The sequence below is a fragment of the Nocardioides sp. NBC_00163 genome (assembly GCF_045206295.1).
Taxonomy (GTDB): domain Bacteria; phylum Actinomycetota; class Actinomycetes; order Propionibacteriales; family Nocardioidaceae; genus Nocardioides.
The window spans coordinates 4,925,135-4,942,754 of record NZ_CP108155.1 but is presented as its reverse complement, the minus strand read 5'-3'; the positions used below and the strand labels follow the sequence as shown (position 1 = coordinate 4,942,754).

Annotated in this window: 14 protein-coding genes; 3 read left to right on the top strand and 11 right to left on the bottom strand. The window is 68.9% G+C overall.

Features of this window, described 5'->3' with window-relative positions:
• Positions 1-5: 5 nt before the first annotated feature.
• The 11 genes from OG801_RS23695 to OG801_RS23645 form a co-directional block, all read right to left on the bottom strand.
• Positions 6-1,163, bottom strand: a complete 1,158-nt coding sequence (locus OG801_RS23695; protein WP_406031635.1) for a glycosyltransferase family 2 protein — start codon at positions 1,161-1,163, stop codon at positions 6-8.
• Between the two features lie 14 nt (positions 1,164-1,177).
• Positions 1,178-2,452: a hypothetical protein gene (locus OG801_RS23690; protein WP_406031634.1), complete on the bottom strand. Its 1,275-nt coding sequence runs from the start codon at positions 2,450-2,452 to the stop codon at positions 1,178-1,180.
• Between the two features lie 7 nt (positions 2,453-2,459).
• Positions 2,460-3,392 carry a glycosyltransferase family 2 protein gene (locus tag OG801_RS23685; protein ID WP_406031633.1) on the bottom strand — a complete coding sequence of 311 codons (933 nt, stop codon included), beginning with the start codon at positions 3,390-3,392 and terminating at the stop codon, positions 2,460-2,462.
• Positions 3,392-6,499, bottom strand: coding sequence for a DUF4422 domain-containing protein (locus OG801_RS23680; RefSeq protein WP_406031632.1), 3,108 nt, complete (start codon positions 6,497-6,499; stop codon positions 3,392-3,394). The genes OG801_RS23685 and OG801_RS23680 overlap by 1 nt, the downstream gene beginning before the upstream one ends.
• Before the next feature lie 93 nt (positions 6,500-6,592).
• Positions 6,593-7,747 carry a glycosyltransferase family 8 protein gene (locus tag OG801_RS23675; protein WP_406031631.1) on the bottom strand — a complete coding sequence of 385 codons (1,155 nt, stop codon included), beginning with the start codon at positions 7,745-7,747 and terminating at the stop codon, positions 6,593-6,595.
• Positions 7,748-8,069: 322 nt separating this feature from the next.
• Positions 8,070-8,936, bottom strand: a complete 867-nt coding sequence (gene mutM / locus OG801_RS23670; protein WP_406031630.1) for a bifunctional DNA-formamidopyrimidine glycosylase/DNA-(apurinic or apyrimidinic site) lyase — start codon at positions 8,934-8,936, stop codon at positions 8,070-8,072.
• Positions 8,937-8,948: 12 nt separating this feature from the next.
• Positions 8,949-9,647, bottom strand: coding sequence for a ribonuclease III (gene rnc / locus OG801_RS23665; RefSeq protein ID WP_355020137.1), 699 nt, complete (start codon positions 9,645-9,647; stop codon positions 8,949-8,951).
• Between the two features lie 20 nt (positions 9,648-9,667).
• Positions 9,668-9,853 (bottom strand): 50S ribosomal protein L32, encoded by a 186-nt coding sequence (gene rpmF, locus OG801_RS23660; protein ID WP_008358292.1) that lies wholly within the window; start codon positions 9,851-9,853, stop codon positions 9,668-9,670.
• A 66-nt stretch (positions 9,854-9,919) separates the two neighbouring features.
• The gene (locus tag OG801_RS23655) at positions 9,920-10,474 is read right to left on the bottom strand and encodes a YceD family protein (RefSeq protein WP_355020110.1); all 555 of its coding nucleotides are present in this window, start codon (positions 10,472-10,474) and stop codon (positions 9,920-9,922) included.
• Between the two features lie 40 nt (positions 10,475-10,514).
• Positions 10,515-11,894 carry a hypothetical protein gene (locus tag OG801_RS23650; RefSeq protein ID WP_406031629.1) on the bottom strand — a complete coding sequence of 460 codons (1,380 nt, stop codon included), beginning with the start codon at positions 11,892-11,894 and terminating at the stop codon, positions 10,515-10,517.
• Positions 11,846-12,850, bottom strand: a complete 1,005-nt coding sequence (locus tag OG801_RS23645) for a lysylphosphatidylglycerol synthase domain-containing protein (RefSeq protein WP_406031628.1) — start codon at positions 12,848-12,850, stop codon at positions 11,846-11,848. The genes OG801_RS23650 and OG801_RS23645 overlap by 49 nt, the downstream gene beginning before the upstream one ends.
• Before the next feature lie 24 nt (positions 12,851-12,874).
• Here OG801_RS23645 and OG801_RS23640 point away from each other — a divergent pair, with 24 nt between their 5' ends.
• From OG801_RS23640 to OG801_RS23630, 3 genes are all read left to right on the top strand, one after another.
• Positions 12,875-13,951 (top strand): glycosyltransferase, encoded by a 1,077-nt coding sequence (locus OG801_RS23640; protein ID WP_406031627.1) that lies wholly within the window; start codon positions 12,875-12,877, stop codon positions 13,949-13,951.
• 23 nt (positions 13,952-13,974) lie between these two features.
• The gene (locus OG801_RS23635) at positions 13,975-14,730 is read left to right on the top strand and encodes a class I SAM-dependent methyltransferase (RefSeq protein ID WP_406031626.1); all 756 of its coding nucleotides are present in this window, start codon (positions 13,975-13,977) and stop codon (positions 14,728-14,730) included.
• An 81-nt stretch (positions 14,731-14,811) separates the two neighbouring features.
• A complete protein-coding gene (locus OG801_RS23630) occupies positions 14,812-17,592 on the top strand; it encodes a YfhO family protein (RefSeq protein WP_406031625.1) in 2,781 nt (926 codons plus the stop codon).
• Positions 17,593-17,620 lie beyond the last annotated feature (28 nt).

Sequence of the window (17,620 nt, the reverse complement as noted above, 5' to 3'; positions counted from 1 at the left end):
CGAGCCTATCCACGCATTGGTTGCCGCGTCAGCAGGGCACTCCCACCGACCTGCTCGATGTTGCCCAGATCCGGGGGCAGCGCCGGATCGTTGCGCCACGGATGCTGCCGAAAGGCCGCCCGGGCGCCGTACCTGTCGATCATCGCGATCAGCGCGACGAGGTCCTCGGCACGGTCCTGGGCGACCAGCCACGCCATCAGCCGTTGGGCACGTGGGACCGCCGTGTTCTCGAACGGAACCCCGGCGTCGTACCAGAACTCCAGGACGGCGCCGCGCAGCAGCTTCCAGTAGCGGCTCGGGTCCTCGGTGTCGGGGTGGACGGCCGCGCGGAAGTGCTCCCACATGTCGATCGGCAGGACCTCGACGAGCAGGGTTTCCATGAGCTTCGCCGAGCCGGCCGCGCGTACGAGCTCGACGGTCTGGCGCTTGGTGTCGATCCGCTCGACGAGGTTCGCGATCTGCGCACGCCGCTGCGTCGCCGAGGACCGGTCGGACCGGACCTGCCAGTCGTAGACGATCTCCGTCATGACGTCGAAGGAGTCGGCGGCGAGGAACACCTGGGTGAGGGCGACCTGGTCCTGGTAGCGAGTGCGCTCGGGGAAGGCGATCGCGTTCTCCGTCCAGAACGACCGCCGGAAGATCTTGTTCCACACGAAGATGTCGGCGAGCATCAACGGCGCGTCCTCGATCCGGCACCTGAGCCGTTCCTCCGCGTGGTTGCGACGCATCAGCGGTGTCGTGAACCTGCGCTCCACCCCGCCTTCGACCGCGACCCGCTCGGCCGCACCGACCGCGAAGTCCGAGCCCGTACGTCGCAGCGACCGCACCATCGCCGACCAGGCATCGTGCGGCAGGGTGTCGTCAGGGTCGACGAACGTCAGCAGCTCTCCTGTCGCCGCGTCGATCCCGGTGTGACGCGCGCGGGAGACTCCCGAGTTCGGCTGGGTGATGACGGTGACGCAGGCTTCCTCGGCGGCAAGCCGCCGCAGGATCTGCGCCGACCCGTCGGTCGAGCCGTCATCGACGACGATCACCTCGAGCTTCGAGATCTCGCTCCGCGGCTGGTCCAGGATGCTGCGCAGGCTCTTCTCGACGTACTCCGCCACGTTGTAGACCGGCACGACCACGCTGAGCGTCGGCCTGCCCCGCAGCAGCCCTCTCACCCAGCGAGCACCTGTCACCGTGGGAGGTCCTTTCCGGCCAGTCCGATGTCGAAGGTGAAGATCTCCTCGAAGTCACCTCGAGTTGCGACGTACACGCTGCCCGAGTTGATCCCGGAGATGAAGTAGTCGGCCTCGGACATCACCGTCAGGGACGCCACGTAGCGGTAGAGGCTCGTCAGGTTCTGCGCCGTTCCCTTCTTCGGGTAGCGGGCGACCAGGTACGGGATGGAGACGTCGGGGTCGTAGTCGACCTGCACGACCGGGAGCACCGTCACAAGGTCCCCGAACTCCTTCACCATGGACTCGCAGTACTGCCGGTCCTCGGAGGCGAACAGGACGGTGTCGATGTCATGGCGGGTCAGGAAGTCCCGCGTCTGGGCGATCACCTGATCGATCGACGGCTGCAGCTCGTGACCCCGAAGGTGAGGTGAGTCGGGGGCCATCCTGCGGAACTCCATGCCACGCGCGTAGACCGCGAGCACCTTGCCTCTCGGCTCGGGCAGGTGGCTCTCGCGGACGATGTCGATCACGGCCTGCAGCGCAGACGTACGCCGGAAGCAGTCCCCGAACCGGTCCCGGACCATCTCGCGGAACTCGTCGTCCAGGAAGATGCGTCGTGTCGAGACGACCGTCGGACGCCGCGAGTGACACACGATGACGTGCTTCGCCCGCAAGGCGTCCGCGACGCTCACGCCGCTGACGTCTTCGTAGAAGTAGTTGAAGGCGTTTCGGGTCATGAAGTCGTCACGACCGGCGGCGAAGTTGCTCTCGTACGTCTGCCAGTCGACAACCGGGACGAAGTCGTTCTTGCGCGCGTGCACGACCTGGTTCAGCGCATGCAGGTACTCGGCGAAGAAGCCCGAGGGCCATCCCAGGGTGCCGCACAGATACAGCACCTCGTCAGGGCGTTCGTCCCCGAAGCTGAAGTACGCCTCGTCCTCCTCGATCCTGTCCCGCAGCCACTCCGGTGCGTCCATCGACTCACCGCGAGTGATCAGGAGCTCGGCGAGCAGGTCGGCGGCACCGATCAGCCGCCTGTCCTTGGGCCTGTCCTTGGGCCGGCCGTCAGCGACGAAGACGTCCCGCGGGTCGGCGCCGTCCAGGAGCCGGCGGAACGCCTCGGCGCTGCGGACCGTAACGACCTCGTACTCGGCTCCGAGCGCGCGGCACAACGCGGTGGCGAGGACGGAGTCGTGCTCGCGGTGGTAGACGACCGAGTCGCCCCTGGTCAGACCCGCGACCCTCTCATCGATCCTGGGGTGACCCGGCATCAGGCTCTTGCGTGGCATCGGCGCCCTACCCCGCTCGGGCCTCGGTCACCGAGGGGTGACCTTCGGCGATCATGGTCGAGATCTCGGCGGCCGCCTGCTCGGACGGCGCCCACTTCATGCACTCGATCAGCGTCTCGAGGATCTTGACGTCGCCGAGGAGGATGCGCGCGGTGAAGCGGGAGCGGTACTCCGTGGTCAGCCGCCACCAGGCGAGTTCCCTCAAGTCATCCAGACCATTGTCGGAAGCGTCTCTGAGAACGTCTTGGAGGCCGGCGAGGACCGCGAGCGTTCGGCGGTGGTTCCAGTCGAGCTTCTGATGACCCCACCGGTAGCGGTACGTCGGTTCCGCCAGTGCGTAGAACTCCCCGGCCGCCACCATCGCGCGGACGAAGAAGGGCGGATCCTGGAAGCGGATGAGCTCGGGGAACCCGATGTCGTGGGTGCGCAGCAGGTCCAGCGAGTAGATGAACCGATGGAACCCGTAGTCGAACTGGTAGTCGGCGTACGTCAGCAGCTCGTCGCGCTCGAAGGTGTACTTGTCGTAGATGCCCTCGAACTTCGTCCGCACCCAGGTCGGGTGCTGCTCGCTCCATGATCCGCCGGCGATGGCGACGCCGTGCGTCTCGGCGGCGTCCCACAGCTTCTGCAGCGTCGTCGGTTCTGGATACAGGTCGTCCGGATCCATGAACGCGACGTACTTGCCGCGTGCCTCGGCGATGCCCCGGTTCCGGGTCACTGCGACTCCGGCGTTGGCCTGCGACATCACCCGGAACCGGGCGTCGTACCGCTCATAGTCCCGCAGGATCCGCAGCGAGCGGTCCGAGGAGCCGTCGTCGATGCAGATGTACTCAACGCCCGTCAGCGTCTGCCGAACCAGACTCTCCATGCACTGGTCGAGGTGCTGCTGCACGTTGAACGCGGGCAGGACGACGCTCAGTCGGATCTCGCGCTCCGCCATCAGATCAGACCCAGCTCTCGCAGGTCGGGCGACATCGCGAGCCAGACCGTCTTCGTGCCGGAGCAGGTCTCCGCCACGGCATCGATCCCGGCATCACGGAGTGCGGTCAAGATGGCATCGGCCGTGCGGGTCACGGCCGGTCGGTCGTAGTCGTCGAGAACGATCACGAACCGGTCCGAGAGACGCTGCGGGATCAGATCGAGAACGTCGATCCGCGTGTAGACGTTGTCCTCGTCCTCCACCGGCCCGGCGACGATGACCAGGTCGGAGGTGGTCTCCTCCGTCGCCTGGTCGAAGTCCCGATAGCGGACGACGGAGTCGCCCCTGAAGCTCGCGCTCTCCAGGCCGAGAGCCGTGATGGTGGTGCTCGTCAGCTCGGTTCCTTCGCCGAACGCCTCGATCCATCCCTGGTCGTGCTCGATGACCTGGTGCCGGACGTCCGGGTGACTCGCGGCGTACTGTGCCGTCATCGTGGTCGCCTGGCCGAGACCGAGCTCCATAACGGCGGACGGTCGCATCTCCTCGAGGATCCGGTGAAGGGCGATGAGGAACGGGTATCCGGCCGGCCGACGGCCCGGGGCGAGTGCCGTTCCCTCCAGCCACGGGCTCGCTGAGACGCCGTCGTGGAACCTCGCCGCCCAGGCTGCCTCGCTCGACGAGCGCGCCGCGCCCAGGGCCTTGCCGTAGACGTCCTCCGTGCGCTCGGCGAGCTCTTCGACCTGCTTGCTGACGAGCGCGAGCTTCTCCATCTCGTCGCTCGCCTCCCCAACCATCTTGGCGAGCGACTCGCTGGACTGGACGATGGCGTCGAGCGTACGCATCGAGGCGTCCTCGATGGTCCCCACGGTCATGCGCTCGGAGGCACGAACCAGGCCGACGACCTCCTCGAGCATGTTCTCCAGGTGCGCCATCGACCTACCCAGCTCCACCTGCTTGGCCTCGACGTCGCGGTAGCCGCGTCGGATCAGCCGGCGCTGCTCGTCGGCAGTGCTTGCCGCTTGGTGCTTCGAGGCTGGCATCGCTCGTGCGTAGAGCCGCTTGATGCCGCCGGACTGGTCGGCCGGCTCCGGGGCTGCGGGCATCGGGCGGAGCTCGAGGTCCTTCCCAGCAGGCCTCGCGCCCGGCCCGCCGGCAGTCGGGTTCACCCGCGCCGACTGCTCCGCCGCGGGAGCCTCCTCACCTGCTCGGCGCTTCCCGTCACGCACCTTGCGAAGCGGCATGGTCGCGGCGCGTCCGACCTTGAAGGAGACCGAGCCGCGGGTGTCCGCGAGCTCGCGATCGCGGTCTCGCACCGCGCGCTTGAGCTGCCTGACCTCCCGCTCGAGCCGCACGGACGCCAGCACCGCGTCCTGGTACTCGGCCGTCTCCCCCGCCTTGCGGGACTGGTCCTCTGCTCGGCGGCGCGCCCGACGCGCCTCGACCAGATCACCTCGATACCTGACGATCCGCTCGGTGGAGGTCGACATCGCGTCCGCGAGGTAGGCCGCAGAGATCTCGTCGCGTACCGGGCTCAGCGCGGCGTAATGCCACCAGCGGTCGGCGAAGTCCGTCGAGGCGTCCTTCCAAGGCTTGCGCTTGTCGGCGTAGTGGATGATCACCGGCGAGCTCATCGCCTGTTCCCACTCGTCCTTCGAGTAGCTCTCCTTGACGCCCGTCCACCCCCAGAACTCGTTGAAGTTCTGCGGCAGGTACTTGGTCATCACGTTGAACCGGAAGGGCAGCGAGAGGATCCCGTCGTAACAGGCGACGTTGAGGACGTCCTGGTCGTCGGACTCGAAACCCTTCGTCGACAGCTCGATGAACCTCTCGACGAGGCCGTCGTGGCGGATCTTCTCCAGATTCATCAGGAGCACGCCCGCGTTGACATAACGGTCGTAGGAGGGCAGCCCGATCTGCGCCGCCTTCTCGTCCGTCTCCACGCGGTAGCTGGCCGCGTACACGCCGGCGAGGTACTTGTCGTCGAGCACCTGACGGAACAGCGGTGTGAGGTCGCGCTCGACCACCAGGTCGACGTCGAGGTAGATGCACCGTTTGAGCTCGGGGAAGAGCGTGGGGATCATCAGCCGGAAATACGTCTCGACCGTCACGTGCGACGTCGTGATCGTGATGTCCTTGAAGCTGTCGACCACGACGAAGTTGATCTTCGTGCCGGGATAGGTGGTCTCGAAGCTGAGCAGCTTGTCGCGTACGTCCTCGGGATACTCCTCGGCCACCAGCACGTTCACCTCGTAGCTGGTGTTCGGCTGGGCATTCTCCAGGAGTGAGGTGATCGTCACCGCGAGCGGCTTGGAGTAGTTCAGGTCGGCAGCCATGACCACCGGAATCGTGTGCGGACCCTCGGCCGTCGTACGCGGCAGGGCACGGCCGCGCAGTCCCCGGGCGAGCATCTCGGTGATGAAGATCCCGGTCAGCCACTCCGAGACGAACATCCGCTTGCCCTCCATGTCGGCACGGACCTCGAGCTCCTCGAGGGTCGTGAACATGAAGTCGGCATACTCGAAGTACATCGCCTTCGGCATGATGAACATGTTGCAGAAGATGGCCTTGTTACCGGCGAGGTACGCCTCCGCGGATGCCGCGAAGTCCGGGAAGCGCTCCCCGATGATCGCCACCGCGGTGTCGAGGTCCTCGATGTGGTGGTTGCGCTCGAAGTGGTCGCGCACCGTCTTGCGGAAGTGCGGTCGCGGGTAGACGAAGTCGCAGTCGGCGAGGATCTCCTCGAGCACCTCGCGGCTGTAGCCGAGCGTCTCACCGAGGTACTCCGGAGCACCGAGGTTCGTCAGCTCGTACTCGGTCCGGTCGCCGTCCTTGAACATGAAGTGCCGGCGATAGTGCATGAAGCCGACGTACTCGGGGTCGCCGAGCTCCTCATAGTGCCTCCAGGCCCAGTAGAGGGCCGACATCTCGTTGTAGGAGGCGTTCTTCTCCGAGATGTTGTCACCGGTGTCGTCACCGGTGGAGTTCTCGAGGAGCCACTTGAGGTCCTCGCTGTCCTCCGGCAGCCGCTGACGGGCGAGTGCCCGACCAGCGTGGATCGGGGTCAGGATGTCGTCCTTCAGCAGGACGTCGGGCTTGTGGTACGCGAGGAGGAGTTTGATCGAGCTCACCGTGGGAGATTTCCTTTGATCCGAAACATCGAAGCAGTGTTCGCTGACGCGAGGGCGTGACGTCACGCCATGGGCATGGGTGTGGCTAGTGACTCACCGCTTGATCGAGTTCCTGATCCGGCGAGGAGCGGCGGTCACCAAGGACCCGACACGGAAGGTCACCGAGCGCAGCGTGGCCTCGAGGGCCTTCTCTCGACCCTCCAGCTCATGCTCGAGGTGGACCACCCGGTTCCGCAGCCGGGTCCGAAGCCCCGTGGTGAAGCCGGCGGCGGTCTCGACCGCACCGGAGAGATAGGCACTCATGATCTCGGCGCCCATCGGGCTGAGCGAGGCGTAGTGCCACCAGCGCTCGGCGAAGTCGGCGCCGGCATCGATCCACGGCTTGCGCTTGTCGGCGAAGTGGATGACGACCGGCGAGCGCATCGCCTCCTCATACTCGGCCGTCGTCCACACCAGACGGGTGGCGGGCCGGGACCAGAAGTCCTCGAAGCTCTTCGGGCCGTACTTCGTCATCAGGTTGAAGCGCAGCGGGAGATGATGGATCCCGTCGTAGCAGACGATGTTGATGATGTCCTGGTCGTCGGAGTCGAACTCCTGCGTGGAGAGCTCCATGAACCTCTCCACGAGCCCGTCCTCGCGCATGCGCCGCAGGTTCATCAGCATGACTCCGGCGTTGATGTAGCGCCGGAAGGACGGCAGGCCCATCTTCTGGGCGACCTCGTCGCCGCGCAGGTGATAGGTCGCGGCAGGGACGGCGGCGACGTACGCATCCTCGACGTCGTGCCCATAGAGCTCGCCCAGGTCGCTCTCGACAACGATGTCGGAGTCGAGGTAGATGATCGTGTCGAGGTCCGGGAAGAGGTCGGGCAACTCGAGGCGGAAGTACGTCGGCACCGTGAGATGTGAGGTCGAAACCGTCACCTCGGAGAAGGCCTCGACGACGACGAAGGTGACCGTCGTGCCCGGGTAGCGGGCCTCGAAGCTCTGGAACTGCTGGCGTACCGCCTCGGGGTACTCCTCGGCTACCAGGATCCTCAGGTCGTAGCTGGTGGCCGGCGCCGCGTTCTCCAGCAATGAGGTGATCGTCACCGCCAGCGGCCTGGCGTAGTTGAGGTCGGCGGCCATGGCGACCGGGATGGTGCGGGTCTGCTCGGCCTGAGCGTTGGCTACGCGGGGTTGCGGTAGTTCCAGATCCTGCGGGCGCGTTGTGGGCGCATGATCGGATACGGCGAGCTTGTGGGGAGCCACCTGTTGTCCTTGTCGAGCTGTTGACCAACCCGATGGCGCGGGCGTGTGGTTCACGCCTGTGCCGGTATGGGTGGGCCGTGGTTTGTCTTCCCCGAGATCCGGATGACCACGTCGCCACCCGGCAAAACCGCCAGCCCGAACAAGGCGGTGCGTCGTCTGCTGCCCCCCGGCTGGTGCAGAGCTGCACCCAGGACGAACGACCGAGAGATTAACCCAACCGAATCCGGATCACTTAACTTTCGTCGACGATTTTCGGAAGCGTCACAGGGCTGCAATATTCGCGGCCCCGAAGGGGCCGTGAGCAATAGCCCAGATGGGCTATTTACCCCTGGATTCGGCGGACTCGAGGTGCCGGCTGGCAGGTGGGGCAGAAGTAGGAGGAGCGGTTCATGAAGGCGGTGCGGCGCATCGGGGCACCGCACCGATCGCAGGGCTCGCCCTCACGTCCGTACGCAGCGAGCGACCGCTCGAAGTAGCCGGACTCGCCGTTCACGTTGACGTAGAGCGCGTCGAAGGAGGTGCCGCCCTGGGACAGCGCTTCGGTCATCACGTCGCGTACGTGACCGAGCAGCTCGCGCACCTTCGGGCCGGTCAGCCGGTCCCCCGGCCGTTCGCCGTGCAGCTTGGCGCGCCACAGGGCCTCGTCGGCGTAGATGTTGCCGACGCCGCTGATGACGGTCTGGTTGAGCAGGATCCGCTTGATGCCGCTCGATGAGCGGCGTACGCGGGCCACGACCGCTTCCGCGGCGAAGGCGGCCTCGAGCGGGTCGGGGGCGATGTGGACGATCTCGGGCGGGAGCTCGGCTCCCCCGGGGCTGATCGAGAGGCCGCCGAACATGCGCTGGTCGACGAAGCGGAGCTCCCGACCCTCCGCGGCGCCGTCGAGACGGATCCGGACGCGCAGGTGCCGCTCGTCGGGCGAATCCGGCGGCTGGACGAGCATCTGGCCGCTCATGCCGAGGTGGGCCATGAGGGCGTCACCGGAGTCGAGCGGCAACCAGAGATACTTGCCGCGGCGACGGGCGCCGACGAGCACGCGGCCCCTCAGCTCCTCGGCGAAGGCCGAGGCACCGGCGAGGTGGCGGCGTACGGGCCTGGGGTGCAGGACCTCGACGGCGACGATCCTCGCGCCGAGTACGTGGCGCTCGAGGCCGGCGCGTACGACCTCGACCTCGGGGAGCTCAGGCAAGGACAGTCCGTCTCAGGCGGAAGAAGAGGCCGCAGCCTGGATCTCGCCGTAGGCCGTCTCCGCGGCGGCCTGCTCGGCCTCCTTCTTGGAGCGGCCGACGCCGTTGCCGTAGAGCTGCTCGCCGACTCGGACCTTCGCGGTGAAGGTCTTCATGTGGTCGGGGCCCTCGTCGGTGATGACGTATTCGGGCACACCGAGGGCACGCTCGGCGGCGAGCTCCTGCAGGGAGGTCTTCCAGTCGAGCCCGGCGCCGAGGTCGGAGGCCGCCTCGATGAGGGGGTCGAAGAGTCGGTGGACGAGGACGGTGGAGACCTCGATGCCACCGGAGAGGTGGACCGCTCCGATCACCGCTTCCACGGTGTCGGAGACGATCGACGCCTTCTCGCGCCCACCGGTGGCCTCCTCGCCACGGCCCAGCTTGATGTGCTGGCCGAGGCCGATGGCCTGACCGACCTCGGCCAGGGCGCGGGCGTTCACAACTGCCGCCCGCAGCTTGGCCAGCTTGCCCTCGGGCAGGTCGGGGTGGATGCGATACAGGGTCTCGGTGACCACGACGCCGAGCACCGAGTCGCCCAGGAACTCCAGGCGCTCGTTGGTGGGCAGGCCACCGTTCTCGTAGGCGTAGGACCGGTGAGTGAGCGAACGCTCAAGCAGCTCGGGGTCCAGGATCGGATCCCCGAGCGCTTTGCGAAGCTCGGCGTAGTTGGTCAGGAGACTAACCGCGTGTCAGATCAGAGGACCTGGCGACGCTCGGCGCGAGCGCCGTACTGGCCGCACTCGCCGCACGCACGGTGCGGGATGTGCTTGGCGCCGCAGGCGGGGTTCGCGCACGTCACCAGGGTCGGCGCAACGGCCTTCCAGGCCGAGCGGCGGTGACGGGTGTTGCTGCGCGACATCTTCCGCTTCGGGACAGCCACTGTTTTCTCCTCTTATTCGGCCGGTCGGATCTCGACCGGCTACTGAAGCCTAGTTACTGGCGAACTCTAGTTGCTGGGCTCATCATTCAGCGAAGCCAGCCCCGCCCAGCGCGGGTCGACCTTGTCGCCGTGGTTGTGCCCGGGATCGTCCGCGAGCCGCGCCCCGCACTCGGGGCACAGTCCCGGACAGTCGTCCTGGCACATCGGCTGGAACGGCAGTGCGAGCACCACCGCATCCCTGAGCACCGGCTCGAGGTCGATCAGATCGCCCTCGGTCCGGCTGGTCTCGTCGTCCTCGTCAGGGGCCTGGCCGTCACGAGAGTCGTTGTAGACGTACAGCTCCTGGATGTCGACCTCGGCTTCGTCCTCGATCGGCTCCAGGCACCGCACGCACTCGCCCTCGAGGACAGCAAAAGCCGTCCCCGTGACCAGCACACCCTCCATGACCGCCTCGAGCCGCAGGTCGAACTCGACCGGCGAACCCTCGGGGACAGAGAGGACTTCGATACCAAGATCCGCCGGCGCCGGCACCGTCAGCTCCACGTGACGCTCGGACCCCGGGCGGCGGCCGAGCTCGCGTGTATCGAGCACGAGCGGCGCTCTCGGGTCCAGGGCAGTCATGTTTCACTTCCGGATGAGGGCACGACAGATCAGATAGATCTTAACGGGACCGGGCGACGGCGACCAAAAGGACGGTCACCACACCGGCCACGCACGCGATACCGGCGATGCCCGTCGCGACCCAGGCCGCCGACTGGAAGACCGGTGCGGTGGCCAGGTCGCCGCCGGAGGGGTTCGGCGGAGCGATGTGGGCGGCGAAGACCGCGAATGCCGCCGCGGCCCAGACCGCGACCGCCGGCCCCGCCAGGCGCGGCGTGGCGGCGAGCCCGAGCGCGGTGAGCAAGCTGGTGACGACGGTGAGCGGGATGAGATAGCGCCAGTACGCTCCCCCGCCACCGGCCGCGTACTTGAGCTGGATCCCGACAGTGACCACGGTCAGGGCGAGCAGCAGCAGCGCCGTCGCCACCCGGACGGGCTCGCGTCGCGACCGGGACAAGGCGCGGAGGCTGACCACCAGGCCGAGCACGAGCGGGGCGAGGGTGAGCACGGCACCGATGGTGACGTGCTCCTGGAGCGCCGGCGGGATCAGCAGCTGGCGCCAGATGTCGGGGTCGGTGGCGACGTCGAGCACGGGGCGTACCTCCCGTTCCTGGAGGGGGCCGCCGGGCTTGCCGACGAGGTCGGTCTGCATGCCGGACCAGTTGCCGGTGGCGCGGAAGTTGCGGAGGTAGAACCACGCGTTGACGGCGACGGCGAGGAGCACCGCGACGCCCAGACGCAGGATGCCCGACCAGTCGCGGCGCGGGCCGAACAGCCAGACCATGCCGAGGGTCGTCGCGCACAGGCCGATGAAGACGACACCAGGCAGCCGGGTGCCGAGGGCGGCCGCGGCGTACAGACCGAAGAGCACCAGCCCGCCGGTCCGGGATCCGTGGCGGAGCAGCCAGACCGTCTGGCCGACCAGGAGGGTTGCCCACAGCACGAACAGGTTGTCGTTGAAGACGACGCCACCGAGCCTGGTCAGGGCCGGGCTGAGCGCGGTGACGAGGCCGGCCGCGATCGACACCTCGGGGCGGCTGGGGACGATCTGGCGCGTCGTCCACATCACCGCGGCCACGACCAGGCAGGTGATCACGAGGACGATGCCGCGGGCGGCCATGCCGGCGGCGAGCAGGTGGCCGGCGTCGGTGAGCGGTCCGACCACGGGCGCCAGCAGCAGGTAGAAGAGCGGTGGGTGCTGGCCGGTCCAGTCGAAGGGCAGCGTGTAGCCCCAGATCTGCGGCATCCGCATCGGGTCGCCGATGCTGATCAGGGTGCCGTGCCATAGCTGGTAGGCGTGGTCGACATGGGCCACCTCGTCCTTGGTGCCGTAGAGCGGCGAGGAGAGCGCATAGCCGGCACACACGCCGGCGCAGGTGATGAGGTTGGCGATCAGGCCGGCGGTCCAGAGCTGTGGTGCGGTGGGCCGTGCGGTGGGCACAAAGATCTCCCGAGTGGTTCGTTGGCTTGTGGGGCTGGTGAGGGGATGTCGCCGGCGCGACGGGTCAGGAAGGCGGCGACCAGGGCGACGACGACGTCGGCCACGACGGCGATGCCGCGGGCCAGCAGCGCGACCAGCAGCGCCAGCCCGGGCGAGAGGACGCCGGAGAGGGCGACCACCAGGACCGCCTCGCGCAGCCCGGCGCCGGCCGGGAGCCCGATCGCGGCCATGCCCAGGCTGAACCCGAGCGCATAGCCGCCAACGCTGGCCAGCAACGAGGGCAGCGGGTCGCCACCCAGGCCGACCACGACCACCCAGATCTGGAGGCCGAGCAGGAGCCAGACCACGCCCTGCAGCGCCAGCGCCGTGCCGATCCCCCGCCAGGTCGGCAGCACCTCGAGCGGCTCACGACGCAGCAGCCGCAGCCCGGTGTCGGCGACCTTCGCGAAGACCGGCGGATGCAGCGCCACCAGGATCAGCGGCAGGAGCAGGACCGCCCACCAGTAGCGCGCGAACGTCTCCTGGCCGAGGAACGGCATCAGCAGCACCGACACCATCACCCCGGCGCCGACGGCGATCGCCAGCACGAGGACACCCTGGGTCAGGGACGTACGCCGCGGCACCCGCTCGGCGCGGGCGAGCTCCATCTGCCCGACGATCGTCCACACCGAGCCGGGCAGGTACTTCCCCAGCTGGCTGACGTAGAAGATCCTGGCCGCGGGCACGAGCGGCAGGGGCGAGCCGAGATCGGCCAGCACCACCCGCCACATCAGCAGCGCGACACCCTGGGCGAGCACGGTCAGCAGAAAGGCGACCCCGAGCACCCATGGCGGCAGCTCCTCGAAGCCCCGCACGAGCGCGTCCCAGTTGCGGTGGACCGCGTACGCCGCCACCAGGACGACGATCACGACGACCACCGCCTTGAGCGGCACCGCCTTCGTCCAGCCTCGGCCCACATCGTCGCCTTCGGCACCTACGACGTGGCCTCCCATCCGCGGGTCGCGGTACTCATCGAGGGCTTACGCGCCTGTGGCGCGGACGTCACCGAGGTCAACCGGCCGCTCGGCCTGGACACCGCGGCGAGGGTGGCGATCCTGCGACAGCCGTGGCGGCTGCCGCTGCTCGTGCTGCGCCTGCTGACCTGCTGGAACGGGCTCGTCGTCGAGTCGCTGCGTCGACGTCGGCGCGGGCGTCCCGACGCCGTCCTGGTCGGCTATCTGGGCCACTTCGACGTGCACCTGGCCCGTCTCCTCCACCCGCGTTCGACCATCCTGCTCGACCACATGGTCTCGGCGGCCGGGGTCGCCACCAACCGACGGCTGGCCGGCTCCGGCGGGTTGAAGCTGCGCCTGATGAAGGCGATCGACGCGATGGCGCTGAAGCAGGCCGACGTGGTCATCGTGGACACGGTCGAGCAGCAGGCCGGACTGCCCGAGGACGTACGCCGGCACTCGGTCGTGTGCCCGGTCGGTGCCACCACGGAGTGGTTCGACGCGGGTGCCAGGGCGCTCGAGCGGCCGACCGAGGCGCCGCTGCAGGCGGTCTTCGTCGGCCTCTTCTCCCCCACCCACGGCGCCCCGGTGATCGCCGACGCCCTCGACATCCTCGCCGACGACGAGCGGATCGAGGTGACGATGGTGGGGCAGGGCCAGCAGTACGACGAGGCTCGGCTCCTCGCGGCGGGCAACCCGCGCGTCTCCTGGGTCGACTGGGTCGACGCCGAGGACCTGCCCGACTTCGTCGCCGGGTTCGACGTCAGCCTCGGCATCTTCGGTACCGTCCCGCAGGCACGCCGGGTGGTGCCCAACAAGGCGTTCCAGGGCGCCGCCGCCGGCGCGGTCGTCGTCACCTCCGACACCGCGCCCCAGCGGCGGATGCTGGAGAGCGCGGCCATGCTCGTCTCTCCCGGAAGCCCCGAGGAGCTCGCCTCGGCCCTGACCAAGCTCGCCGACGACCCGGACGAGGCCCAGCGCCTCCGCGAGGCCGCCTACGAGCAGGCTCGCGAGCACTACACCCCGCAGGCCGTCGCCTCCCCCATCCTCGAATGTCTTTCGTGAATCCACCCCGACCCAGGAACCAGATGACGCTCAACGCCACCGACCGCCCGCTGCCTCCGCTCGCACCTCGCGCCTGGCTCCGCTACGACGTCGTCAGCCGGATCATCGACCGGCTGGCGCCGACGACAGCGCTGGAGATCGGCTGCGGCCAGGGCGCCTTCGGAGCCCGCCTGGCCACCCGCGCCGACTACCTCGGGATCGAGCCGGACGCGGACTCGTTCGCGGTGGCGTACGAGCGGATCACGTGCCTGGGCGGCACGGTGCTCAACGCGATGTCCTCGGAGCTGGAGTCGGGGAGGACGTACGACATGGTCTGCGCCTTCGAGGTGCTCGAGCACATCGAGGACGACAAAGGGGCGCTGGCCGAATGGGTCACTCACATCCGCCCGGGCGGGCAGCTGGTGCTGTCGGTGCCGGCCTTCCAGGAGCGGTTCGGGCCGATGGACCGGCACGCCGGGCACTTCCGTCGCTACAGCCCCGAGGAGCTCACCCACCGGCTGGAGGAGGCTGGTCTGGGCGAGGTCGACATCACCGTCTACGGCTGGCCGCTCGGCTACGCCCTGGAGGCGGTCCGCAACCGGATCGACGCCCGGAAGCTGGAGAAGGTGGGCGACCTCACACCCGAGGAGCTCACCCGGGCGACCGGACGTACGTTCCAGCCCAGCGGTCAGCTCAAGGGCGCCGCCATCGCCCTCGCGACCAGCCCGTTCATGGCCCTGCAGCGGCTACGGCCGGACACGGGCACCGGTCTGGTGGCCGTCGCGACCAGGCTCGACTGATCCGCCGGCCAGAAGACAACTTGACCGACCTACCGCGCGCGCTACCGGCGCCCGTTCCCGACTACTCATAGATTTCCGGCTGTGATCCCATCCGATCGGTGGCGCGCGGGCGTCGTCCTGGCGCTCCTTCTCCTCTTCGTCGCGGTGACCTTCGGTCCCGCGCTCGTGGGACAAGGCATGCTGCTGGACACCGGATGGCTGCACGCGATGATGCCGTACGCCGCCGACGGCCCGATCCCGCAAGGGACGCTGTGGTGCCGCGGCGACACCTGGGACTACTACCTGCCAGGCGTCGAGAACATCGTCGAGGGCGTACGCCACGGCAACTGGCAGACCTGGGCGCCCTACGAGGTGGGTGGCGCGCCGCTGGCCTCGCTGCCGAACCACGCGGTGCTGAGCCCGGTCTCGTGGCCCTACTGGGTGATGCCGATGTGGCTGGCGCCGGCCTGGGTGAAGCTCACCGAGCTGGTCCTGGTGCTGGCCGGGATGGTGCTGTTCCTCGGCCGGCTCGGGGTGCGGCGCAGCATCGCGCTGGTCGCCGGCCTGGTCTTCTTCACCTCCGGGTTCATGATGATGTGGACGAACTGGCCGCACACCAAGGTCGCCTGCCTGGTCCCGCTGCTGCTGTGGGCGCTGGACCGTGCGGTGCGGGAGCGCGGCGCGCGCGACCTGGCCGCGGTCGGCCTGGTCGTCGGCGCGATGCTGCTCGGTGGGTTCCCGGCGGTGACGATGTTCGCGCTGACCCTGGGCGGGATCTACGTGGTCGTCCGGGCGCTGGCGCTCCGGGACGTGCGCCGCACGCTGGTCGCGAGCGGTATCGCCGTCGGCGGGGTCGGGCTCGGGGTCGCGCTCTCCGCGGTCCAGGTGCTCCCCTTCGCGCTCAACATGAGCGCTCTCGGGCTCGACGGGCGGGTCCCCAATCAGGTCAAGCCCGCCAGTCTCGTGCTGACGACGGTCGCTCCTGACGCCTACGGCACGTGCGTCGACGGGCTCTGGTTCGGCGAGGACAACCCGATCGAGTCGATCTCCTTCATCGGCGTCGCGGCGCTGATCCTGGTCCTGTGCGCCCTGATCGTCAGGCTCCCCGGCGGTCGCCGCCCCTCGAAGCCCACCCTGCTCGCGGTCGTGCTGGCCGCGGTCGCCTGGCTGCTGTGGATCGGCGGGCTGCCGCTCGAGCTGCTCCAGAAGCTGCCCGGCTACAGCTCCAACAGCTTCGGGCGGGCGAACTCGATCTTCGGGTTCCTGTGCGCGGTGCTGGCCGGGATCGGGCTGGAGCGTCTCGTCCAGCGGGCCGAGGTGTCGCCGCCTGCTGATGAGGAGGGTCGGTCCTGGCGTCCGCGTCTGGTGGTGTCGCTGGTCCTGCTGCTGGCGGCTGCAGGGGTGGCTGCGTACTTCCTGTATGCGGCGTACGCCTACATCGACGGCGCCCCTCGTCCGATCCCCGACATCGCCGCGAAGCTGCGGGTGCCGGCGCTGCTGGGAGTGGTCTCGGTCCTCGCGGTGGCGGCGACGCTGCTGCTGCGTGGCCGGCTGCGACTGCTGGGGCCACTGGTGCTCGTGCTGGCGGTGCTCGCGCAGAGCACGATGTTCGCGCGCGAGGTGCTGCCGCTGACCGACCGTGCCGAGTTCTACCCGGTCACGCCGGCCCACGAGTTCCTGAAGGAGAACCTGGGAGAGGAGCGCTACGGCGCTTCGAGCTGGGAGCACACGGGCGTTGCCGACCACTACCGGCTGCGTACGCCGACCGGCCATGAGTTCACCTCGGCGGAGTGGAAGGCGCTGATCGCCGCGGTCAGCCCGGACGCCCAGCTGTCCCCGACCTACAGCGACTTCCCCGCCAACGTGCCCACGCCGGGGCGTCAGCCGGTGCTCGACCAGCTCTCCGTCCGTTACTGGGTGACCCAGCCGATGGAGGTCATCGGGGCATCCGAGCCGACGCCGGTGCCGGTCGCGCAGCGGCAGCCGCTGACCGTCATGCCCGGCCAGCAGGCGACGTGCCAGGTCCCGCAGGGCGACCTGCGCGGGATCGAAGTCACCGTCCCCGACGGCCTGAAGCCGCGGGCACAGACGCCGACGGTCGTCCGGGTGAGCGTCGGAGCCGGCGCCGAGAAGGTCACCTCGGAGCGGGCCATCGCCGTGAACCGGCCGCTCAAGCGCGGGGAGAAGCTGCGCGTCGCCGTGCCCGACCACCGCTTCGCGTCCGGTCCGGTGCCGGTCACCATCTCGTTCTCGGGGAAGAAGAAGCCTGTCCGCCTGGCCGGTCGAACCGACGGTTCCGCGGTCTGCGCCGCGGTCCGGCCGGAGAAGGGCGACGGGCTGCGGGTGGTGCACGCCTCGGCCGGCGCGGTCGTCTACGAGCGCGCGAGCGCGCTGCCGCGGATCCGCTGGGCCGGCACCAGCGAGGTCGTCACCGACGGGCCCACGCGAGTGCGGCGCCTGACCGAGGGCGTCGCGCCCGGCACGGTGCTCCTCGACGACGACTCGACCCCGGCCGCGTCCGGCTCGACCGCCCAGGTCGACGTACGCCGCGACGAGGCCGAGACGATCTCGGCCGAGGTCGCCGCCGACGGAGCCGGCTACCTCGTCGTCGCCGACTCGATCGCCCGCCCGGGCTGGTCGGCGACGGTCGACGGCCGCCCGGTGGACCTGGTCGCCGGCAACCACGCCTTTGCCGCGGTGCCGGTCCCCGACGGCGCACACACCGTCACCCTCCGTTATGACGCGCCCGGTCTGCGGGCCGGGGCGGTGATCTCCGCAGTCGGCGTACTTGTCCTTCTTGGCCTCCTGTTCGTCCCGACCGTGTTCCGCAGATGGCGGCGAAGCAGGAACGACTCCTCGGCCCCGAAGGATGCCGACGTCTAGAACACGTTCCACCCAGCGACACCGCAGG

What these genes read in the sequence shown, in the direction of transcription:
- OG801_RS23690 (WP_406031634.1), bottom strand. Translation starts at nt 2,452, where the DNA reads ATGCCACGCAAGAGCCTGATGCCGGGTCACCCCAGGATCGATGAGAGG.
- OG801_RS23685 (WP_406031633.1), bottom strand. Translation starts at nt 3,392, where the DNA reads ATGGCGGAGCGCGAGATCCGACTGAGCGTCGTCCTGCCCGCGTTCAAC.
- OG801_RS23655 (WP_355020110.1), bottom strand. Translation starts at nt 10,474, where the DNA reads ATGACTGCCCTGGACCCGAGAGCGCCGCTCGTGCTCGATACACGCGAG.
- OG801_RS23635 (WP_406031626.1), top strand. Translation starts at nt 13,975, where the DNA reads ATGACGCTCAACGCCACCGACCGCCCGCTGCCTCCGCTCGCACCTCGC.